The organism is Pseudomonas flexibilis (assembly GCF_000806415.1).
In the GTDB taxonomy this organism is placed as follows: domain Bacteria; phylum Pseudomonadota; class Gammaproteobacteria; order Pseudomonadales; family Pseudomonadaceae; genus Serpens; species Serpens flexibilis.
Map to the genome: position 1 here is coordinate 270,429 of NZ_JTAK01000002.1, position 22,118 is coordinate 292,546.

A 22,118-nucleotide genomic window follows, 5' to 3' on the forward strand; every position below is an offset into this window, starting at 1 on the left:
GGGTAACGGTCACTCGCCCAAGGTGTTCAGCATCCGGGTGGCCAACGCCTCCTGGCCGTGCTGACGGAGCTGCTCGGCGGCCCCCTTGAGATCACGGGACTCACGGTTCTGGCTGAGCTTGGCCTTGCCTTCCAGCCGGACGATCTCGATTTCCAGTCCGACGATGGCGGCCAGCATCTGGTCGATGTAGGCCGGGCTGGAATCGGTCATCTTCCAGGGCTTTTCCTGCTCCAGGCGCGCCTCATGGGTGCGAGTCAGGCGGGCCACCACGCCGCGCACGAAACGGGCGTCGTCGCGGATGCGCAGACGGCCGTGGGCATGCACCACGCGGTAATTCCAGGTCGGCACCAGCCGGTGGGTTTCCTGTTTGCTCGGATACCAGTTGGGCGAGATATAGGCGTCCTCCGCCCGGAAGATCACCAGCACCTCGGCGCCATCGGCAACCTCCTGCCAGATGGGATTGGCGCGCGCCACGTGGGCCAGCAGACGGTCGGGCCGGCCGGCTTCGACCAGCAACTCGAAGGGCAGGTGATTGGCATCCAGCCCGGCCGCGCCATGTGTCACAAGGATGCCCAGCGGGTACTGGCGGATCAGGTCATGGAGTTCATCGAGCCGCTGCTCGGCAAAATGTGCTGGGACGTACATGGCGGGCTCCTGGGCGGCGACGGCTGAAACTGGCAGATCAGCCGGGCCAAGAACAAGCCCCGCCTGACAATTTTGTTCAAGACCCACCACGGTGCGGTCCTTAACCTGCGCCGTCTATCGCAACCAAGAGGACGCACGTGGTGGAACTGTACTTGTCCATGGCCGCCTTTGCCCTGGCGGCGTCGATCACTCCCGGACCGGTTAATCTGGTCGCGCTGGGCAGTGGCGCACGCTTCGGGTGGCGGCCCAGTTTGTGGCACGTCAGCGGCGCAAGCGTCGGATTTGCCGTGCTGTTGCTGCTGATCGGCCTGGGGCTGCACAAAATGCTGGAGCGCCTGCCGGTGTTGTTGGTGTTCATCCGCTTCGCCGGGGTGGCCTTCTTCCTGTACATGGCCTGGCAGCTGGCGGCGGATGATGGCGTGCTGTCCCCGGAGGCGGAGGGTCGGCGGCCGGGCTTCTGGGCGGGAGCAGTGATGCAGTGGCTCAACCCCAAGGCCTGGCTGGCCTCGCTGGCCAGCATGGGGCTGTTCGCAACGGAGGGGGGCGTGGGCCGGATCTGGGCCTTCACGCTGTTGTACTTCCTGATCTGTTACCTGTCCGTGGCCAGTTGGGCCTGGGCGGGCAGTCGCCTGGGACGTCACCTGCAACAGCCGGAGCGCATGCGGCGCTTCAATCGCCTGCTGGCGCTGTTGCTGGTGGCCAGTGCCGGCTACCTGTTGGTGGATTGAGCGGCGCGGTACTGACCGGGGGTTGCCGCCAGATGTTTCTTGAAGGCCCGCTGAAAATGCGCCTGATCGGCAAAGCCGGCGCTCAGTGCCGCATCGGCCAGGCTCAGGCCCTGGCGTAGCAAGTGCTGGCCGTGCTGGACGCGCCGGTTGATCAGGTAGGCATGCGGAGTCAGGCCGTAGTGCCGGCGGAAATCCCGGATCAGCTGGGAGGGGGACAGGCCGGCAGCCGTGCAGAGGGTGTCCAGGCTCAATGCCGAAGTGCCCTGCGTCGCGATGAGCGCAGCGGCTTGCTCGCATTGCCCCGACCGCTCGATCGCCGGACAGGTAGCCTGCGTCAATAGCAGGCGCGTGAAGAATGCCTCGGTAGCCGCCGCCTTGGCCTGCGCGGAAACCTGAGCATCCAGCAGGCGGGCGTGGAGCTGGAGGAGTGCGTCATAGAGCGCCGGATCGTCCAGGTGGATGGCCGCCAGCGGCTGGAAGGTGCCGTCTTCGCACAGCCCCAGCGCGCGTTGCCGTTCGCCCAGCCAGGCGGCCTCCACGTACAGCATCAGATAGGCCCAGGGTTGCCCGGCGATGGGATTGCAGGCATGCACCACCTGGGGGTTCATCAGCACCAGGCTGCCGGCGCCGATCCGCATCCGGACGTCGCCATTGCGGTAATGACAACCCCCGGCGGTGATGGCGCCAATCGAGAAGCACGCATGGGCATGGGCGGCATAGCAGACCTGGCGGCCATCGCCTACCGAGCGCGCCTCGATGAAGGGCAGTCGGTCATCGCGCCAGAAACGCGGGCGGGTTTCGTCATGGAGCATGGTGTCATTCGTCCTGAGGCGGCGGTGCAGCAGCGCTGGCTGCGGTCATTGGGAGATACCCTAGCAAGCGGGCGTGCCATGGTCAGCGCCACCTTCCGCTTCTACGCGCAGCTCAACGATTTCCTGCCGGCGGCACGGCGCGGGCGGGCGTTCAACTGCCGCTGCGCGCGGGCGGCCACCGCCAAGCACATGATCGAGGCACTGGGGGTGCCGCATACGGAAGAGGGGCTCATCCTGGTGAACGGCCAGCCAGCGGGCTTCCAGCGGCTGATCCACGATGGCGACCGGCTGGCGGTGTATCCGCCGTTCCTGTCCCTGGACGTCGCACTCTTGCTGCGGGTGCGCGCGCCGCGCTTCATCGCTGACGTGCACCTGGGCGGGCTGGCGCATCTGCTGCGCATGGCCGGCTTCGACACCCTGTATCACAACGCCTTGACGGACGACGAAATCGCCCAGCTGGCGGCGGAGCAGGAGCGGATCGTGCTCACCCGTGATCGTGAGCTGCTCAAGCGGCGCGCCATCCGCCACGGTTGCTACGTGCGGGCGCTCAAGCCGCCGGCGCAACTGGAGGAGGTCTTTGAGCGACTGGACCTGGCCGGGAGACTGCGGCCCTTCAGCCGCTGCCTGACCTGCAACCTGCCACTGCGACCGGTGGACAGGCAGGCGGTGGAGGACCGCCTGCCACCCGGGGTGCGGCGCCGCTACACGGCGTTCTGGTACTGCGTGCACTGCCGGCGGGTGTACTGGAAGGGCTCGCACTGGCGCAACATGTGCCGGTTGCTGGAACCGCTGCTGCGGCGCGCTCAGCGCGCCAGCGGGCGCACGCCGTCCAGATAGGCGCGGCCCTGGCGCTGCACGGTGGCGGGGTCGTTGCGTTCCGAGGCGATGTGCACGGCTTCCAGGTTCTCGGCGATCTGCTTGAGGTCCTGGTCGATCCGGCGCAGGGCATTCTCCAGCGTGTAGCTGAGCAGGTGAACTTCGTCCAGTTGTTGCGACGTCATTGGCTGGGCGATCAGCGCTTCCAGCTTCTGGTTGTGGCTGACCAGATTGTTCACCGCCTCGGCCAGCGTATCGGCGGGCAGGCCCTTGGCATGGGCCATGCGTTCGCTGGCCAGCGCGCCGGCGGACAGGCAGGTGGCGAGGGTGAAGACGAGGGTGCGGGCGATTGCGTTCATGGTGGAGCCTCGGATGGGAAGTGTGCGTATACGCTAACCCGATGCAAATGCGAACGCATTGCATTAAATCAAGAAAAGTGAAAATCCACCCGTAGGGCGGTCAGCGTTTTTCTATCCGCCAGGAGGCGACGCCAAAGCTCGTCCGGGCGACCTTGGGTCGCCTTGGTGGACAAGAACAATGTTTTCCACCCTACAAGGGTTTTGGCGCCGGCCGCAGCCAGAAGCTCGCGGCTGAAGCCCCTCCTACAGGGGCGAGGGCAATGCCTCGTTGTGGTGGGAGGGGCTTTGGCCGCAATGCACCGTTAGATCACGGCCTTGATGGCTTGTACGACGCGGCCGATGTTGCCCTGGTTGAGGGCGGCCACGCAGATGCGGCCGGTGCCGACGGCGTAGATGCCGAACTCGGTCTTCAGGCGCTCCACCTGCTCGGGCGAGAGGCCCGAATAGGAGAACATGCCGCGCTGCTGGGCGACGAAGCCGAAGTCGCGGCCGCTGTCGGCCAGGCCCTGCACCATGGCCTGGCGCATGGCGCGGATGCGCTCGCGCATCTCGGTCAGCTCGGCTTCCCACAGGGCGCGCAGCTCGGGGCTGTTCAGCACGTTGCCGACCACGGTGGCGCCGTGGGTCGGCGGGTTGGAGTAGTTGGTGCGGATCACGCGCTTGACCTGCGACAGCACGCGCGCGGCTTCTTCCTTCGAGCCGGTGACGATGGACAGCGCGCCGACACGCTCGCCGTACAGGGAGAACGACTTGGAGAAGGAGCTGGAGACGAAGAACTGCAGGCCGGAGTCGGCGAACAGGCGCACCGCTTCGGCGTCCTGGTCGATGCCGTCGCCGAAGCCCTGATAGGCGATGTCCAGGAAGGGCACGTGCTCGCGCTCGCGCAGCACCTCCAGCACGGCCTTCCAATCGGCCAGGGTCAGGTCCACGCCGGTCGGGTTGTGGCAGCAGGCGTGCAGCACGATGATCGAGCGGGCCGGCAGGGCCTTCAGGTCGGCCAGCATGCCGGCGCGGTCCACGCCCTGGGTGGCGGCGTCGTAGTAGCGGTAGTTCTGCACCGGGAAGCCGGCGGATTCGAACAGCGCGCGGTGGTTTTCCCAGCTCGGGTTGCTGATCGCCACGGTGGCGTCGGGCAGCAGGCGCTTGAGGAAGTCGGCGCCGGTCTTCAGCGCGCCGGTGCCGCCCAGCGACTGGGTGGTCACCACGCGGCCGTCGGCCAGCAGGGCGGAGTCGGCGCCGAACAGCAGTTTCTGCACGGCGCTGTCATAGCTGGCCAGGCCTTCGATCGGCAGGTAGCCACGCGGCGCGCTGGCGGCCAGACGGGCTTTCTCGGCTTCGGCAACGGCCTTGAGCAGCGGAATTCGGCCTTCTTCGTTGTAGTACACCCCCACGCCCAGGTTGATCTTGGTGGTGCGGGTATCGGCATTGAACGCTTCGTTGAGGCCCAGGATGGGGTCGCGCGGTGCCATTTCTACTGCGGAGAACAAACTCATGGTGACGGAGCTCGAAGAAGGAGGGTGGGGGCCATGCAATCGCCCTGGGCCGGAGGCGCTAGGGTGCTGCGCAAACGGGGCGGTATTATGGCCACAATTTTTCCCAGCCGCGATATCCCGCAGGCGCTTTTGCCGCATCGTCGAAGACCGACGGCCTGCCGGCTGGCGCGTCATTCGAGGTGCCCATGTCCGAGTCCCTGTTCACCCTGGAAACCCGCTACACGCCCGCCGGCGACCAGCCGGAGGCCATCCGCCGGATGGTCGAGGGCCTGGAGGCCGGGTTGTCCCATCAGACCCTGCTCGGCGTGACCGGTTCGGGCAAGACCTTCAGCATCGCCAACGTCATCGCCCAGGTGCAGCGTCCGACCATGGTGCTGGCGCCGAACAAGACCCTGGCCGCGCAGCTGTACGGCGAGTTCAAGGCGTTCTTCCCGCATAACGCGGTGGAGTACTTCGTTTCCTATTACGACTACTACCAGCCGGAAGCCTATGTGCCGTCCTCCGACACCTACATCGAGAAGGACGCCTCGATCAATGACCACATCGAGCAGATGCGCCTGTCGGCCACCAAGGCGCTGATCCAGCGGCGCGATGCCATCATCGTCACCACCGTGTCCTGCATCTACGGCCTGGGCAGTCCGGAAACCTACCTGAAGATGGTGCTGCACGTGGACCGCGGCGACCGCCTGGACCAGCGCGAGCTGCTGCGCCGACTCACCGAGCTGCAGTACACGCGCAACGAGATGGACTTCGCCCGCGCCACCTTCCGGGTGCGCGGCGACGTGGTGGACATCTTCCCGGCGGAATCCGAGCTGGAGGCGGTGCGCATCGAGCTGTTCGACGACGAGGTGGAGAGCATCGCCGCCTTCGACCCGCTGACCGGCGAGGTGATCCGCAAGCTGCCGCGCTTCACCTTCTTCCCCAAGACCCACTACGCCACGCCGCGGGAAACCCTGCTGGAGGCCGTCGAGCACATCAAGGTGGAGCTCAGGGATCGTCTCGACTACCTGCAGGGCAAGGGCAAGCTGGTGGAAGCGCAGCGCCTGGAGCAGCGCACCCGCTTCGACCTGGAAATGATCATGGAGCTGGGCTACTGCAACGGCATCGAGAACTACTCGCGCTACCTGTCCGGGCGCGGCCCGGGCGAGCCGCCGCCGACGCTGTTCGACTACCTGCCGGCCGATGCGCTGCTGGTGATCGACGAATCCCACGTCTCGGTGCCGCAGGTCGGCGCCATGTACAAGGGCGACCGCTCGCGCAAGGAAACCCTGGTGGAATACGGCTTCCGCCTGCCGTCGGCGCTGGACAACCGCCCGCTGCGCTTCGACGAGTGGGAAGCCATCTGCCCGCAGACCATTTTCGTCTCCGCCACGCCCGGGCCCTACGAGGCCGAGCATGCCGGCCGGGTCATCGAGCAGGTGGTGCGTCCCACCGGCCTGGTCGACCCGGAGGTGGAAGTGCGCCCGGCCAGCACCCAGGTGGACGACCTGCTGTCGGAGATCAACAAGCGCGTGGCGGTCGACCAACGCGTGCTGGTCACCACGCTGACCAAGCGCATGGCCGAGGACCTCACCGACTACCTGGCCGACCACAACGTGCGGGTGCGCTACCTGCACTCGGACATCGACACCGTCGAGCGGGTGGAGATCATCCGCGACCTGCGTACCGGCGCCTTCGACGTGCTGGTGGGCATCAACCTGCTGCGCGAGGGCCTGGACATGCCCGAGGTGTCGCTGGTAGCGATCCTCGACGCCGACAAGGAAGGCTTCCTGCGTTCCGAGCGCTCGCTGATCCAGACCATCGGCCGCGCCGCGCGCAACCTGCACGGCAAGGCGATCCTCTATGCCGACAACATCACCGGCTCCATGCAGCGCGCCATCGACGAAACCGAGCGGCGGCGCAACAAGCAGCTGGCCTTCAACGAGGCGCACGGCATCGTCCCACAGGGCATCAAGAAGGACATCCGCGACATCCTCGAAGGCGCCGTGGTCCCCGGCGCGCGCAGCGGCAAGCGCAAGGCGCTCAAGGCTGCCGAGGAAGAGGCCCGCTACGACGCCGGCCTGCGCTCGCCGAGCGAGATCAACAAGCGCATCCGCCAGCTGGAGGAGAAGATGATGCAACTGGCCCGCGACCTGGAGTTCGAAGCGGCGGCACAGGTACGTGACGAGATCCAGGCGCTAAGGCAGCGGTTGTTGCAGGTGTAAGGGGGGGGCACCGTGCGGCGTAGGGTAGTCAACGCATCGCGTTGACTACCCTTGGCGGAGGGTTACTTGCCTTCCGCCTGCGCCAGTGCACGGTTCAGGGCGCTGAACAGGGCGCGCAGGCTGGCGGTGGTCAGGTTGCCGTCGACACCCATGCCGTGCAGCGGACGGCCGCCCGGCAGGCGCACCTCGATGTAGGCGGCGGCCTTGGCCTGGCTGCCGGCGCCGATGGCGTGCTCGCTGTAGTCCATCACCTCCAGGCGCACCGGCAGGGCGGCGACCAGCGCTTCCAGCGGGCCGTTGCCGGTACCGATCCAGCGGTGGGTGGCGCCACTGGCTTCGCCGACTTCCACTTCCACCTGGCTGATGCCGTTCTCTTCCTGCAGGCGATGGTTCTTCAGGCTGTAGGGGGCGGCGGCCTTGAGGTATTCCTGTTCCAGCAGCTCGTGGATCTGCTGGGCGGTCATTTCCAGGCCCAGGCGATCCATTTCCTTTTGCACCACCTGGCTGAACTCGATCTGCATGCGGCGGGGCAGGCTGATGCCGTACTCCTGTTCCAGGAGATAGGTGATGCCACCCTTGCCGGACTGGCTGTTCACGCGGATCACCGCCTCGTAGTCACGGCCGATGTCGGCCGGGTCGATCGGCAGGTACGGCACTTCCCATACCGCATCGGCCTTCTGCTGGGCGAAGCCCTTGCGAATGGCGTCCTGGTGGGAGCCGGAGAAGGCGGTGTGCACCAGGTCGCCCACATAGGGATGGCGCGGATGCACCGGCAGCTGGTTGCATTCCTCGACCACCTTGCGCACGGCGTCGATGTCGGAGAAGTCCAGTTGCGGATCGACGCCCTGGGTGTACATGTTCAGCGCCACGGTCACCAGGTCGACGTTGCCGGTGCGCTCGCCGTTGCCGAACAGGCAGCCTTCCACGCGGTCGGCGCCGGCCATCAGGCCCAGCTCGGTGGCGGCCACGCCGGTGCCGCGGTCGTTGTGGGTATGCAGGCTGACCAGCACGCTGTCGCGCTTGTCGATATGGCGGCAGAAGAATTCGATCTGGTCGGCGTAGATGTTCGGGGTCGCCGCCTCGATGGTAGCCGGCAGGTTGAGGATCAGCTTCTTGGTCGGGGTCGGCTGGAACACCTCAATCACCGCGTTGCACACCTCCACCGCGAACTCGGTCTCGGTGGAGCTGAACACTTCCGGCGAGTACTCGAAGCGCCAGTCGGTCTCCGGGTTGGCGTCGGCCAGGCCCTTGATGATTCGGCCCGCTTCGATGGCGATCTGCTTGACGCCGGCCTTGTCCTGCTTGAAGACGATCTTGCGGAAGCTGGGTGCGGTGGCGTTGTAGTAGTGGACGATGGCCTGCTTGGAGCCCTTGAGCGATTCGAAGGTGCGCTCGATCAGGTCCTGACGGGCCTGGGTGAGTACCTGGATGGTCACGTCATCCGGAATGTGGCCGCCTTCGATCAGCTCACGCACGAAGTCGAAATCGGTCTGCGAGGCGGACGGGAAGCCCACTTCGATCTCCTTCAGGCCCACGGCGACCAGGGTCTTGAAGAAGCGCATCTTCTTCTTGGCGTCCATCGGCTCGATCAGCGACTGATTGCCGTCGCGCAGGTCGGAGCTCAGCCAGATCGGTGCACGGTCGATCACCTTGCTCGGCCAAGTACGGTCGGGGAGGTTGATCTGCGGGAACGGGCGGTATTTCTGCGATGGATCTTTGAGCATGGTCATGGCTTTTCTCTGCATCGGCGGCCGGCCTGCGCGGCGCGGACGGGAATCATCGGAAGCGGAATGTGCGCAAAGCTAGTGCTTGCGTAGTAGTCGGTGCAAGCATTGTTTGAAAATTGATGTATTCATCCAAAAAACAATTACAAAGCGCAATTTAATTGCGCAAAACCGCCAGTCCAGCGAGCCGCTTGCGGCGCTGTGTCGCACTGGTCAACCTTGCCACGCGTTGTAACCATCCTCGCAAAGCCCCGAGTACAGGCCTATCCGTGAGAAGCAGGCAGCACACAACGAACGTCGGAATCTGGCTTGGCCTGTTCGCCATGCTGATGATTCACGTCGGCCCGTTGTTCTCGGCCCTGCAGGCCCTGCAGAGCGCCGCTCCGCAGCCGCCGACCCTTGCGGTTGCCATGCATGCCGGCCATGGGGTTGACTCGCACGCCCAGCACGCCCAGCACGCCCAGCACGCCCAGCACGCCCAGCACGCCAGCCACGCCGCTTCCGAGCAGGCTGGCGGCCATGGCATGCATCACCGTTCGACGCCCGGCGAACCGGCCTGGCTGGCCGCGCTGGAAATGTGCGGCTATTGCGAGCTGCTGACCCTCAATCCGCCGCTTAGCCTGTCCCTGCAACTGGTGCTGCCCGAGCACCGGCCCACCTTCGCGCTGCCGCTGCCGGATGCCCCCCAGCCGGCGGCGCCGCGCCGCAGCAGCGGCCACCCGCGCGCACCTCCCGTCTTGCACAGCTGATCGAGCAGTCGAGCCGCGCCGGCGGCTTGTCCGAATTCTCTGTGAGAGACCCTTTTATGACTCGTAACATCCGTTACGCGGCCTCTGCGCGCGTGCGCACCGCGTTTACCTTCAATGTGCACCGCATGCGCTGGAAGCTGGCCCACGCCGCTTTGCTGGCCGGACTGAGCGGCGGCGTCCTGGCCGCCGACCATTCCCAGCACGAGCTGGCGCCCACCGTCATCACCGGCGTGGCACCGGCCGCCAGCGTGACCGTGGTCACCGATCCGAAGATCCCGCGCCAGCCGGTGCCGGCCAGCGACGCCGGCGACTACCTGCAGACCATTCCTGGCTTCTCCGCCGTACGTGGCGGCGGCTCCAACGCCGACCCGGTGTTCCGCGGCATGTTCGGCTCGCGCCTGAACCTGCTGAGCAACGGCGGCGTGATGCTTGGCGCTTGCCCGAGCCGCATGGACTCGCCGAGCTCCTACATCACCCCGCAGAACTTCGACAGCCTCACGGTGATCAAGGGCCCGCAGACCGTGCTCTGGGGACCGGGCGCCTCGGCGGCGACCATCCTGTTCGAGCGCGAGCCGGAGAACTTCACCGAGCTGGGCGGGCGTGTCGACGCCAGCCTGCTGGCCGGCTCGGAAGGGCGCTTCGACAGCGCCATCGATGCCGCCACTGGCAGCAGTCAGGGCTACCTGCGCCTGCTGGCCAACCACTCCACCTCCAACGACTACCAGGACGGCAACGGCGATGACGTGCATTCCCAGTGGGAGAAGTGGAGCAGCGACCTGGTGCTCGGCTGGACACCCACCGCCGACACCCTGGTCGAACTGACCGTCGGCACCGGCGACGGCGAAACCGCCTACGCCGGGCGCGGCATGGACGGCACCCAGTTCGAGCGGCAGAGCCTGGCGCTGCGCGTGGCGCAGGAGAACCTCGGCGAGGTGCTGCAGAAGGTCGAGGCGCGGGTTTATTACAACTACGCCGACCATGTGATGGACAACTACACGCTGCGCCAGCCCAACCCCAACGACGTGATGATGCCCATGCGCAACCCCATGGCAACCAACGTGGATCGCCGTACCCTGGGCGGACGTCTGGCCTCCACCTGGCAATGGGGTGCTTACGAACTGGTCACGGGGGTCGACGCCCAGACCAACGAGCACCGCAAGCGCAGCGGCATGGGCATCGACACCTACCGGGATGCGTCCTGGGTCAAGGATGCCGAGTTCAGCCAGTACGGGGTGTTTGGCGAGCTGACACGTCGGCTGGAAGGCGAAAGCCGGATCATCAGCGGTCTGAGGGCCGACCGGGTTTCGGTCACGGATGAGCGTGCGCAGCTCTGCAACATGATGGGCATGGCCTGCCGCGTGAACCCCACGGCAGAAGACAAGCGCAGCGACACGCTGGGCAGCGGCTTCCTGCGCTACGAGCATGCGCTGGCCAGTCTGCCGGCCACCGCCTATGTGGGTCTCGGTCACAGCCAGCGCTTCCCTGACTATTGGGAGCTGTTCTCCGCCGCCAACCAGGTTGGCAAGCCGACCGCCTACGAGACGGTGGAGCCGGAGAAGACCACCCAGCTGGACGTGGGTCTGCAGTATCGCAGTGGCCCGGTCGAAGCCTGGGTTTCCGCCTATGCCGGCGAAGTGCGGGACTACATCCTGTTCTCTTACGGTCCGGGAGCGAACCCGCTGCACACCATTTCTTGGGTAAACAACATCGACGCCCGCATCGCCGGCGCCGAACTCGGCGGCAGCTACAAGCTGACCGACAACTGGAAGGCCGACGCCAGCCTGGCCTACGCCTGGGGTGAAAACACCACCGACGAGCGCGCCATGCCGCAAATTCCGCCGCTGGAAGCCCGCTTCGGCCTCGGCTACGAGCGCGGCAACTGGAGCGCTGCCGGCCTGTGGCGCGTGGTGGCGGCGCAGACCCGGGTGGCCGAGATGCAGGGCAACGTGACCAGCAAGGACTTCGACGAAAGCAGCGGCTTCGGCGTTCTGTCGCTCAACGCGGCCTACCGCGTGAGCAAGAACTTCAAGCTCAGCGCCGGCGTCGACAACCTGCTGGACAAGGCCTACAGCGAGCACCTCAACCAGGCTGGCAATGCCGGTGTCGGCATGTCTGCCAGTGAACGCATCAACGAGCCGGGTCGCAGCCTCTGGGCCCGCATGGATGTGAGTTTCTAAATCGAGGGAGGGGAGCGCAACGCTCCCCGATCGCGGGTTGGCGCTGGGCATGGAGCTCGGGCGCCGGCTCGAGGGCTGGCCTCAGGGACGAGGCAATGGGCAGTCCGACCGTCGGCGCTCGCGCCTCGTGCGCAGCGCCAACCCGCGCTCTCGTGAAGCCATCAGCAAAGCCAAGGTCCGCACCAGCCTGTAGGAGCGACTTCAGTCGCGAACTCCCGGGTGAGTCCTGCACGACAAGCAAAGCTCGCGGACCAGTCCGCTCCCACCGAAAAGCGGCGCCGCACGCACCCTCCCCTGTGGGAGCGAATTCATTCGCGAGCTCCTGAGCATGGTCCAGCCGAAGCGCCTGCCAGCCCCCTTCGCTACCGCCTGACCACCAGCGTCTTCTGCCGCAGGATGTAGATGCTCACCAGCGTGGCGCTGGTCAGCATGCCGACGCGCGCCCAGAACAGCGGCACCAGCCAGCAAGCGAAGCCGATGCTCGTCCACATCAGCAGCAGCGTATACACCTTGCCCTTGAGCGGGATGCCCTGGCCTTCCAGGTAGTCACGAATCCACGGGCCGAGGTGCGGGTGGCCGACCAGCCAGGTGTAGAAGCGCGGCGAACTGCGCGCGAAACAGGCGGCGGCCAGCAGGAGGAAGGGGGTGGTGGGCAGCACCGGCAGGAAGATGCCGATCACGCCAAGAACGACGCTCAGCCAGCCCACCGACAGCAGCGTGTAGCGCAGCCAGAGCGGCAGCGCACGCGGCAATCGGTGGGGCTCGCGCATGGTCTCAGTGGCGCGGCTTGAGCAGCGAGGGCTTCTCTTCCGGGGCCTGGAACAGCAGGTAGAGGGCGGTGAGCACCTCCGGGATCTGCTCGATCATGCTGTCGACCAGGTCGCGGTCGGCGGCGATCTCGTCGAACTCCGGCTGCTCCTCGAACAGGCCGGAACCGACCATGATCGGCAGCAGCAGCTCGCTGACTTCATCCTCGGCGTTCTCGAACCAGGCGGCCTCGCGCAGGAACACGCCTTCCATGAAGCCGATGCACCAGCCGCGCAGGTCGGAGAGGTCCGGCTCCTCGCCCAGGTCCAGATCGCAGGGCAGTTCCATGTCCTCGTCGCTGGCCAGCTGCTGGGCGATGCGCGCCTTGAGCTGCACCAGGGCCTGTTCGATGTCCTGGCGCTGAGCCTCGTCCTGGTAGTGCGGCGGCTCGGCGAACAGCGCGTCGATCCACTCGCGCTCCTCGACCGGTTCAGGCGAGACGCACAGGGCAGTCAGATAGCCATGGGCGGCCACGTAGTCCAGCGCTTCCTCGTGCAGGTCATCGGAATCGAGGAACTCCTGCAGACGGGTCAATTGTTCGGCAAACGACATACGGGCACTACCTTGGCGGATGGATAGCGACGAATTCTAGTCGAGTGGGGAGGGCAGGGCTACCGGCATGCGCAGCGGCGCGCCGATCCGTCGCGCGGCGGGACGCCGCCGACGCGAGGCTCGCGTATACTTCGCCGCCTGTTTCGGAGACCGGCATGCTCGACCAAGCCCAGCGCATCCTCAAAGACGTATTCGGCTACGACGCCTTTCGTGGCAATCAGGCCGCCATCATCGAGCGGGTGGCCGGCGGCGGCGATGCCCTGGTGCTGATGCCCACCGGTGGCGGCAAATCGCTCTGCTATCAGGTGCCGGCGCTGCTGCGCGACGGCCTGGCGGTGGTGGTGTCGCCGCTGATCGCACTGATGGACGACCAGGTCGCGACCCTCGACGAACTGGGCGTGTCGGCCGTGGCGCTCAACTCCACGCTGAGTGCCGACGAGCAGCGCGAGATCGCCGAGCGCCTGCGCCGCCAGGAGATCAAGGCGCTGTACCTGGCCCCCGAACGCCTGGTGCAGCCGCGCATGCTGGCGTTCCTGCAGCGCCTGCCGATCGCGCTGTTCGCCATCGACGAGGCGCATTGCGTGTCCCAGTGGGGCCACGACTTCCGCCCGGAGTACCTGCAGCTGGGCCAACTGGCCGAGCTGTTCCCCGGCGTGCCGCGCATCGCCCTGACCGCCACGGCGGACAAGCGCACCCGCGAGGAGATCGTCCAGCGCCTCAAGCTGGAGAACGCCGAGCGTTTCCTGTCCAGCTTCGACCGGCCGAACATCTTCTACCGCATCGTGCCCAAGGATCAGCCGCGCAAGCAGTTGCTGGCCTTCCTGGCCGAGCGCAAGGGTGACGCCGGCATCGTCTACTGCATGTCACGCAAGAAGGTCGACGAACTGGCCGCCTTCCTCACCGAACAGGGCTTTCCCGCGCTGCCCTACCACGCCGGCCTGCCCAGCGACCTGCGCGCCTACCACCAGAAGCGCTTCCTCAACGAGGAAGGGCTGATCATGGTGGCGACCATCGCCTTCGGCATGGGCATCGACAAGCCCAACGTGCGCTTCGTGGCGCACCTGGACCTGCCCAAGAGCCTGGAAGCCTACTACCAGGAAACCGGCCGTGCCGGCCGCGACGGCCTGCCCGCCGACGCCTGGATGGCCTACGGCCTGCAGGACGTGATCTTCCTCAAGCAGATGCTCAGCAATTCCGAGGGCGACGAGCAGCACAAGCGCGTCGAGCAGCACAAGCTGGAAGCCATGCTGGCGCTGTGCGAGGAAACCCGCTGTCGCCGCCAGGCGTTGCTGGCCTACTTTGATGAAGACCTGCCGCAGCCCTGCGGACATTGCGACAACTGCGTCGACGGCGTGCAGACCTGGGACGTGACCGAGCCGGCGCGCCAGGCGCTGTCGACCATCTACCGCAGTGGCCAGCGCTACGGCGTCGGCCATCTGGTCGACATCCTGCTGGGTCGCGACAACGACAAGATCCGCCAGTTCGGCCATCAGCACCTGTCGGTGTACGGCGTCGGCAAGGCGCTGTCGGAAGGCGACTGGCGCACGCTGTTCCGCCAACTGGTCGCCCGCGGCCTGGCCGATGTGGACCTGGACGCCTTCGGCGGCCTGCGCCTGACCGACAAATGTCGCCCGCTGCTGCGCGGCGAGGTCACCCTGGAGCTGCGTCGTGAGCTGATCGGCAAGCAGCCCAAGCAGACCGGCGGGCCGAGCCCGGCCAGCCAGCTGGTGCGCGCCGAGGAGCGCGACACCTGGGAAGCTTTGCGCAGCCTGCGCCGCAAGCTGGCCGAGGAACACGGCGTGCCGCCCTACGTGATCTTCCCCGACGCCACGCTGCTGGAAATGCTGCGCAGCCAGCCGCGCACCCTGGCCGAGATGGGGCGGGTCAGCGGCGTTGGTGCGCGCAAACTGGAGCGCTACGGCGAGGCGTTCCTCGAAGTGCTCGGCGGCGGCGCCCAGGGCGAGGCGCCGCGGGTGGTCACCGACCTGCGCCACGAGCTGATCAGCCTGGCCCGCGCCGGCATGACCCCGGCGCAGATCGCCAGCCAGCTCAACTGCACCGAAAAGAACGTCTACAGCCTGCTCGCCGAAGCCATCGGCAACCAGCAGCTGTCGCTGGACCAGGCCCTGGACCTGCCCGAGGAACTGATGATGGAAGTGCAGGACGCCTTCCTCGACGGCGAAGGCGAACTGCCGCCGGTGGCCGAGATCGCCGAACAGTTCAAGGGGCGTGTGCCGGTCGGCGTGCTGCACTGCGTGCGCGCGGCGCTGCAGAGCGAGTTCGAGCTTTAAGCGGTTGACCACCCTACGTGCTGCGGGGCTTGGGTAGGGCGGTCGGCGTTGTTCCGGCCGCCGCTGCGCGCGACGGCGCCAACGTTGTCCGCCCTACGCTGGCTCCTCGGTCGTCTTCGTGAACAGCTTCTCCCCGCAGCGGCTGCAGAACGCTGCCTGGGGTTCGTGGTGGTCCTTGTGGCAGGTCGGGCAGTCGTGGAGCAGGCTGTCCTGGCGCATGGCGTTGGCCAGTTCGGCGGTGAAGATGCCGGTGGGCACGGCGATGATCGAGTAGCCGGTGACCATGATCAGCGTGGCCAGTGTCTTGCCCAGTCCGGTGTGCGGCACCATGTCGCCGTAGCCGACAGTGGTCAGCGTCACCACCGCCCAGTACACGCTGGTGGGTATGCTGGTGAAGCCGTTTTCCGGGCCCTCGATCACGTACATCAGCGTGCCGAAGATCACCACCAGGGTGCTCACCGTGAGCAGGAACACGATGATCTTCTGCCGGCTGCCGCGCAGCGCCACCAGCAGGAAGTTGGCCTGGCTCAGGTAAGGGGTCAGTTTGAGAATCCGGAACACCCGCAGCAGGCGCAGCACGCGCACCACGATCAGGTATTGGCTGCCGGGCACCAGCAGGGCCAGGAAACTGGGCAGGAACGACAGCAGGTCGACCACCCCATAGAAACTGAAGATGTACTTGCGCGGTTCCGGATGGCAGTAGACGCGCACTCCGTATTCGACCATGAACAGCAGGGTGAACAGCCATTCCAGCGCCAGCAGCGGCAGACCCGCTTCGGCATTGACCGAGGGGATGCTGTCGAGCATCACCACCAGCAGGCTGGCCAGGATAGTCACCAGTAGCCAGGCATCGAAACGCCGACCTTCCGGGGTGTTGGTGAAGAAGATCACCACGTACAGGCGCTCGCGCCAGCTCAGTTCACTCAGGGGATTGTCCATCGCTGCTCGCCCAGATCGTCGACTGCCGGCTAGGGTAACCGCTGCACGCCGCCTGTGCCGCGCCCGGGGGCGGAAAATCTGCCACAATCGCGCCCTTTCCGATTTGCCCGCGACTGCTCGATGACCGACGCCCTGCCTGCCATTGCCACCCTGCTGAAGAATCTCGACCAGGCGTTCTCCGCCGATCGCCATCGCCTGCGCCGCCAGCTGCAGGACCTGCAGAAGAAGCCCGACGACGCCCGCCTGGCCCAGTGGCTGGAGCGCTTCCAGGCCAGTTGCGCCAAGGTGCAGGCGCGCCGCGCGAGCGTGCCGGCCATTCGTTACGACGATGCGCTGCCGATTGCCGCCAAGCGCGACGAGATCAAGGCCGCGCTGGAGAAGCATCAGGTGCTGGTGATCGCCGGCGAGACCGGTTCGGGCAAGACCACCCAGTTGCCGAAGATCTGCCTGGAGATCGGCCGGGGCGTGAACGGCCTGATCGGCCATACCCAGCCGCGCCGGCTGGCGGCGCGCAGCGTGGCCACCCGGGTCGCCGAGGAGCTGGCCGCGCCGCTGGGTGAGCTGGTCGGCTACCAGGTGCGCTTCGAGGACCAGAGCACCGAGCGCACCCTGATCAAGCTGATGACCGACGGCATCCTGCTGGCGGAAACCCAGCACGATCGCTTCCTGGAAAAGTACGACACGCTGATCGTCGACGAGGCCCACGAGCGCTCGCTGAACATCGACTTCCTGCTCGGCTACCTGAAGAAGCTGCTGCCGCGCCGCCCGGACCTGAAGGTGATCATCACCTCGGCGACCATCGATCTGGAGCGCTTCAGCAAGCATTTTGATAACGCGCCGATCATCGAAGTCTCCGGGCGCACCTACCCGGTGGAAACCTGGTACCGCCCGCTGGCCGCCGAGACCGACGAGGACGGCAACCGGGTCGAGGACGACCTGACGGTCGATCAGGGCATCCTCGCCGCGCTGGCCGAAATCGAGGCCCACGAGAAGAGCGTTGGCAAGCGCCCCGGCGACGTACTGGTGTTCCTGCCCGGCGAGCGCGAGATTCGCGACGCCGCCGAGGTGCTGCGCAAGGCCAATCTGCGCCTGACCGAGGTGCTGCCGCTGTATGCGCGGTTGACCCCGGCCGAGCAGCAGAAGATCTTCAAGCCCGCCGCCGGGCGCAAGATCGTGCTGGCCACCAACGTGGCGGAAACCTCGTTGACCGTGCCGGGCATCCGCTACGTGATCGACTCCGGCACCGCGCGCATCAGCCGCTACAGCTATCGCTCCAAGGTGCAGCGCCTGCCCATCGAGGCGGTGTCGCAGGCCAGCGCCAACCAGCGCAAGGGCCGCTGCGGACGCGTCGAGCCGGGCATCTGCATCCGCCTGTACAGCGAGGAGGATTTCCTCGGCCGGCCGGAATTCACCGATCCGGAGATCCTGCGCACCAACCTGGCGGCGGTGATCCTGCAGATGCTGCACCTGCGCCTGGGCGACATCGCGGATTTCCCCTTCATCGAACCGCCGGACGGCAAAGCGATCAGCGACGGTTTCAACCTGCTGCAGGAACTGTCGGCGGTGGACCGCGAAGGCCGCATCAGCGCCCTGGGTCGCCAGCTGGCGCGCATTCCCATCGACCCGCGCCTGGGCCGCATGCTGCTGGAAGCCGCGCGCCTGGGCAGCCTCGACGAGGTGCTGATCGTGGCCAGCGCGCTGTCCGTGCAGGATGTGCGCGAACGCCCGGCCGACCGCCAGCAGGCCGCCGACCAGGCCCATGCCCAGTGGAAGGACCCGGATTCGGACTTCGCCGCGCTGATCAACCTGTGGCGCGGCTTCGAGGAAAAACGCCAGGAGCTGGGCGCCAACGCGCTGCGCAGCTGGTGCCGCAAGAACTTCCTCAACTACCTGCGCCTGCGCGAATGGCGCGATGCGCATCGGCAACTGCTGTTGATCGTGCGCGAACTCAAGCTCAGCGCCGGCAAGGCGGTGGATGGCTCCGGCCATCCACCCTACGCAGCGACCAACGACCGTAGGGTTGAAGACGGCGAAGCCTCTTCCACCAATCGCATCACCCCCACCACCGACACCAAGCTCAACGCCAAGCTCAAGGAGCAGGCCGAAGCCCGGGCCGCCGCCCAGCGCGCCAAGGGCTACGCCGCCGTGCACCAGGCGATTCTGTCCGGCCTGCTCAGCCACATCGGCAGCAAGACCGAGGACGGCGATTTCCTCGGCGCCCGCCAGCGGCGCTTCTGGATTCACCCCTCCAGCGTCATCGGCCGCAAGAAGCCGCAGTGGGTGATGGCCGCCGAGCTGGTGGAAACCACCAAGCTGTTCGCGCGCATGGTGGCGAAGATCGAGCCGGACTGGATCGAGCCGCTGGCCGGGCACCTGATCAAGAAGAACCACTTCGAGCCGCACTGGGAGAAGAAGCGCGGCCAGGTGGTGGCCTTCGAGCAGATCACCCTGTTCGGCCTGATCGTAGTCGGCAAGCGCCCGGTGCATTACGGCCCCGTCGACCCGCCGGCGGCCCGCGAGCTGTTCATCCGCGAGGGGCTGGTGCGCGGCGAGATCAATAGCCGCGCCAAGTGCCTCACCGAAAATCGCGACCTGCTGGAGCTGCTCGACGAGCTGGAGGCCAAGGCGCGGCGCCGCGACATCCTCGCCGACGAGGACACGCTGTTCGCCTACTACGACGCGCGCCTGCCGCAGGACATCTACCAGGCCGCCAGCTTCGAGAGCTGGTACAAGCGCGAGAGCCAGAAAAACCCGCAGCTGCTGCTGATGCGCGAGGAAGACGTGCTGGCCCGCGACGCCAGCGAGATCACCGCCGCCCAGTACCCGGATCACCTGCGCCTGGGCGAGCTGCAATTGCCGCTGACCTATCACTTCGAGCCCGGCCATCCGCGCGACGGCGTGACCGTGCGCGTGCCCGCGCCGCTCCTGCCGCAGTTGCCGGCCGAGCGCCTGGAATGGCTGGTGCCGGGCCTCCTGGAAGCCCGCGCCATCGAGCTGGTGCGCAACCTGCCCAAGGCGATGCGCAAGAACTTCGTGCCGGTGCCGGACTTCGTGCGCGCCGCGCTGGCCAAACTGCCCTTCGCCGAAGGCTCGCTGCCCGAGGCGCTGGGCCGCGAACTGCAGCGCATGACCGGTGCCCGGGTGCCGGAGGAAGCTTGGGCCGAGGCCGGCGAGAAGGTGGAAAGCCATCTGCGCATGAACATCGAAGTGGTGGACGCGCGCGGCAAGTTTCTCGGCGAAGGCCGCGACCTGGCGGAAATCACCGCGCGTTTCAGCGAAGCCAGCCAGGCGGCGCTGGCGCTGCCGGCGCAGAACGCCGAACAGCAGAAGCCGGTGGAGGCCAAGGGCTTCGCCCCGGTGGCCGAGAAGACCCAGCAGAAGATCGCCGGCCTGGCCATGACCGTCTACCCGGCGCTGGTGGAAGAGGGCGGCGTGGTCAAGGAAGGGCGCTTCCCGACCCAGGCCGAGGCCGAGTTCCAGCATCGCCGCGCGCTGCAGCGCCTGCTGCTGCAGCAGTTGAGCGAACAGGCGAAATTCCTGCGCGGCAAGCTGCCGGGGCTGACCGACATGGGCCTGCTCTATCGCGACCTGGGCCGCGTCGAGGCGCTGACCGAGGACATCCTGCTGGCCAGCCTGGACAGCTGCATCCTCGACGGCGTCGAGCCGCTGCCGCGCGACGGTGCGGCGCTAGCCTCGCTGGCCGAGCAGAAGCGCGGCGCCTGGACCGAGCACGCCGAGCGCCTGTCGCGGCTGGTGCTGGAAATCCTCAAGCACTGGCATGCCCTGCAGAAGCGCTTCAAGGGCCGCATCGACCTGGCCCAGGCGGTGGCGCTCAACGACATCAAGGCGCAGCTGGGCAATCTCATCTACCCCGGCTTCGTGCGCGAGACGCCGGGCGAATGGCTGCGCGAATATCCCCGTTACCTCAAGGCCATCGAGCAGCGCTTCGACAAGATTGGCGCGCAGCTGCAGCGCGACCGGGTGTGGAGCGGCGAGCTGGCCGGCTACGGGGAGCAGTACCAGGCGCGCCTGAAGAAGCACCTGCAGGAAGGCAAGCGCGACCCTGAATTAGTGGCTTACCGCTGGATGCTGGAGGAATACCGCGTCTCACTGTGGGCCCAGCAACTGGGCACGAAGATGCCGGTGTCGGACAAGCGCCTGAGCAAGCAGTGGGCGCTGGTGGAAGCGTGAGTTGCGTGCGGAACCCGTAGGGCGGACAACGTCGTTCTTGTCCGCCGTGCGCGGCTACGGCCGGGGCCAGTCGGCGGACAGGAAAGCGCTGTCCGCCCTACAGGGCTGGTGACTCGTAGGGCGGGCAAGGCAATGCCTTGTCCGCCGAGACGAGGCATCGGTGCGCACCGATGCGGCGACCGGGAAAAACGCCGTTCGACCTACCGTTACCTGGCGGCGCTCCGGCTCAGCGCCTCGATGGAATATCCCAACTGATAAACGCCCAGCGCATCGGCGCACCGCCGCTGCGGGCGCGCTCCGGGTCGACCTGGTACCAGCGTTGCAATTCGACGCGCTGGTCGGCATCGATCGGCCCGAAGGCCCAGGCCACGCGCTGGGCGAATGCCTCGAAGTCGCGAGTGCCGCCCAGGCGGTTGCGGGTTTCCAGGTAGTCCAGGCGCGGGTGGATGTCGCGCTGGTGCAGCAGGCTGACGGTGTACAGGTAATCCGGCAGGCGCCGGGGCTGGCGGCCGAGCAGGGCGGCGATTTCCGGCTCGCTGAAGGCGCCACCGACCAGTTGGGTCATGTAGGCGCGCAGCCGGCCGTGGCGGTTCATCTTGTCCAGGGCGTCGGCCAGGTCTTCGACCAGCCCCGAGCGCGACGCCACCACGATGTCGCACACGGGCACGTCGCTCCAGTCCTCTTCCCAGGCGCGCTGGATGCCCTGCACATTGCCCAGGCCCTGCTCTTGGGCGTTCTGGGCCAGGCAGGCGAGCATGCCGGCGCTGAAGTCCAGGCCGTACACCCGCTCCAGCCGCGCGGCCAGCGGCAGCGCCAGGGTGCCCGGCCCGCAGCCGATGTCCAGCAGCGTGCGGGCGCCGTCCAGGTTCATGCGGCCGATGAAGTCGCTGGCGTAGCGCGAGGCCTGGCTGCTGCGGTTCAGTTCGCCGGCGCGGCGGTCCCAGTCGCTGGCCGGCTTGGGCGCGCGGCCGGCCTGGCGCAGGTGCTCGCGGTAGAGGGTGGCGAAGTCGATATCGTCGAGGGTCATGGGCGGGGTCGATCGTTTGCGGCCGGTGGACCCAGTCTGGCGGCGCAGCCGCGACAATCCCCTGCGACCCGTCGTCGCGGCGGACGGGGCGCCTGATGGAGCGGATGCTGGCCAGACGACGTCATCCGGGGCTTTTCGGCCTTTCCGGGGGCTGCACACGCCTTCCGTTCGGTAGACCAAAAGACTGCGTTCGGTGCATTTTCCCCGGCGATAATCATTGACTCGCTTCCTGCGGGGTCGGTAGCGTGCGCAGCCGGCCGCCCGCCGTAGGCGCGCTGAATAAAGCCAAGAGCCATAGACAACAATAATGCTGGCGCTCCACAAGGGCGTCCTTCGGAGAGTTGCATGCAAACCAGCCAACTTCTGCTCGAAGGTGTTGAACTCATGCTATTCGGCATGGGTTCGGTCTTCGTCTTCCTGATTCTGCTGATCTTCTGCATTCGCCTGATGACCTTCCTGACCGGCCGCTTCGTCAGCGAGCCGCCGGCCACGCCGACTCAGCAGGTTGCCACGCCTGCGCCGGCCGATGCAGACACCCTGGCCGCCATCCGGGCCGCGATTCACCTTCACCGCGCGCGCCGCGCCTGACCCAGGAAAGGGAAAT

Annotated in this window: 17 protein-coding genes; 8 read left to right on the top strand and 9 right to left on the bottom strand. The window is 66.9% G+C overall.

What is annotated here, in order from left to right; all coding sequences use genetic code 11:
* Window positions 1–9 precede the first annotated feature (9 nt).
* Window positions 10–645 carry an FMN-binding negative transcriptional regulator gene (locus PT85_RS05040; RefSeq protein WP_039606108.1) on the bottom strand — a complete coding sequence of 212 codons (636 nt, stop codon included), beginning with the start codon at window positions 643–645 and terminating at the stop codon, window positions 10–12.
* Window positions 646–785: 140 nt separating this feature from the next.
* Between PT85_RS05040 and PT85_RS05045 the strand changes: the two genes are divergently transcribed.
* Window positions 786–1,373, top strand: a complete 588-nt coding sequence (locus PT85_RS05045; protein WP_039606366.1) for a LysE family translocator — start codon at window positions 786–788, stop codon at window positions 1,371–1,373.
* Here PT85_RS05045 and PT85_RS05050 read toward each other — a convergent pair.
* Complete coding sequence (locus PT85_RS05050) at window positions 1,355–2,185, bottom strand: AraC family transcriptional regulator (RefSeq protein WP_039606109.1); 831 nt, start codon at window positions 2,183–2,185, stop codon at window positions 1,355–1,357. The two genes, PT85_RS05045 and PT85_RS05050, sit on opposite strands and share 19 nt — an antisense overlap.
* Window positions 2,186–2,263: 78 nt before the next feature.
* On the opposite strand from PT85_RS05050, the gene PT85_RS05055 reads away from it, so the two are divergent.
* Entirely contained in the window at window positions 2,264–3,022 is a 759-nt protein-coding gene (locus PT85_RS05055) for a Mut7-C RNAse domain-containing protein (RefSeq protein ID WP_039606110.1), read from the top strand.
* Here PT85_RS05055 and PT85_RS05060 read toward each other — a convergent pair.
* Window positions 2,989–3,360: a DUF6746 family protein gene (locus PT85_RS05060; RefSeq protein ID WP_027589386.1), complete on the bottom strand. Its 372-nt coding sequence runs from the start codon at window positions 3,358–3,360 to the stop codon at window positions 2,989–2,991. The two genes, PT85_RS05055 and PT85_RS05060, sit on opposite strands and share 34 nt — an antisense overlap.
* Window positions 3,361–3,662: 302 nt before the next feature.
* Window positions 3,663–4,853 carry an amino acid aminotransferase gene (locus tag PT85_RS05065; RefSeq protein ID WP_039606111.1) on the bottom strand — a complete coding sequence of 397 codons (1,191 nt, stop codon included), beginning with the start codon at window positions 4,851–4,853 and terminating at the stop codon, window positions 3,663–3,665.
* Between the two features lie 185 nt (window positions 4,854–5,038).
* Here PT85_RS05065 and uvrB point away from each other — a divergent pair, with 185 nt between their 5' ends.
* Entirely contained in the window at window positions 5,039–7,057 is a 2,019-nt protein-coding gene (gene uvrB, locus PT85_RS05070) for an excinuclease ABC subunit UvrB (protein WP_027589384.1), read from the top strand.
* Window positions 7,058–7,119: 62 nt separating this feature from the next.
* On the opposite strand, the gene leuA is transcribed toward uvrB, so the two are convergent.
* A complete protein-coding gene (gene leuA / locus PT85_RS05075) occupies window positions 7,120–8,787 on the bottom strand; it encodes a 2-isopropylmalate synthase (protein ID WP_027589383.1) in 1,668 nt (555 codons plus the stop codon).
* 317 nt (window positions 8,788–9,104) lie between these two features.
* Between leuA and PT85_RS05080 the strand changes: the two genes are divergently transcribed.
* On the top strand, window positions 9,105–9,530 hold the full coding sequence (locus PT85_RS05080) for a DUF2946 family protein (protein WP_052199863.1): 426 nt from the start codon (window positions 9,105–9,107) through the stop codon (window positions 9,528–9,530).
* 56 nt (window positions 9,531–9,586) lie between these two features.
* Entirely contained in the window at window positions 9,587–11,707 is a 2,121-nt protein-coding gene (locus tag PT85_RS05085; RefSeq protein ID WP_039606112.1) for a TonB-dependent copper receptor, read from the top strand.
* 362 nt (window positions 11,708–12,069) lie between these two features.
* Here PT85_RS05085 and PT85_RS05090 read toward each other — a convergent pair whose 3' ends face one another.
* On the bottom strand, window positions 12,070–12,477 hold the full coding sequence (locus tag PT85_RS05090; RefSeq protein WP_051587326.1) for a YbaN family protein: 408 nt from the start codon (window positions 12,475–12,477) through the stop codon (window positions 12,070–12,072).
* A gap of 4 nt (window positions 12,478–12,481) precedes the next feature.
* Complete coding sequence (locus PT85_RS05095) at window positions 12,482–13,066, bottom strand: UPF0149 family protein (protein ID WP_039606113.1); 585 nt, start codon at window positions 13,064–13,066, stop codon at window positions 12,482–12,484.
* A gap of 155 nt (window positions 13,067–13,221) precedes the next feature.
* On the opposite strand from PT85_RS05095, the gene recQ reads away from it, so the two are divergent.
* On the top strand, window positions 13,222–15,357 hold the full coding sequence (gene recQ, locus PT85_RS05100; RefSeq protein WP_039606114.1) for a DNA helicase RecQ: 2,136 nt from the start codon (window positions 13,222–13,224) through the stop codon (window positions 15,355–15,357).
* Between the two features lie 93 nt (window positions 15,358–15,450).
* Here recQ and PT85_RS05105 read toward each other — a convergent pair whose 3' ends face one another.
* Window positions 15,451–16,296 (bottom strand): ion transporter, encoded by an 846-nt coding sequence (locus tag PT85_RS05105; RefSeq protein WP_027589377.1) that lies wholly within the window; start codon window positions 16,294–16,296, stop codon window positions 15,451–15,453.
* Window positions 16,297–16,416: 120 nt separating this feature from the next.
* Here PT85_RS05105 and hrpA point away from each other — a divergent pair, with 120 nt between their 5' ends.
* Window positions 16,417–20,487, top strand: coding sequence for an ATP-dependent RNA helicase HrpA (gene hrpA / locus PT85_RS05110; protein WP_039606115.1), 4,071 nt, complete (start codon window positions 16,417–16,419; stop codon window positions 20,485–20,487).
* 226 nt (window positions 20,488–20,713) lie between these two features.
* Here the strand turns inward: hrpA and PT85_RS05115 are convergent, their stop codons facing one another.
* On the bottom strand, window positions 20,714–21,514 hold the full coding sequence (locus tag PT85_RS05115; protein WP_039606116.1) for a class I SAM-dependent methyltransferase: 801 nt from the start codon (window positions 21,512–21,514) through the stop codon (window positions 20,714–20,716).
* 345 nt (window positions 21,515–21,859) lie between these two features.
* Here PT85_RS05115 and PT85_RS05120 point away from each other — a divergent pair, with 345 nt between their 5' ends.
* Window positions 21,860–22,102: an OadG family protein gene (locus PT85_RS05120; protein ID WP_027589374.1), complete on the top strand. Its 243-nt coding sequence runs from the start codon at window positions 21,860–21,862 to the stop codon at window positions 22,100–22,102.
* The last annotated feature ends 16 nt before the right edge of the window (window positions 22,103–22,118 follow it).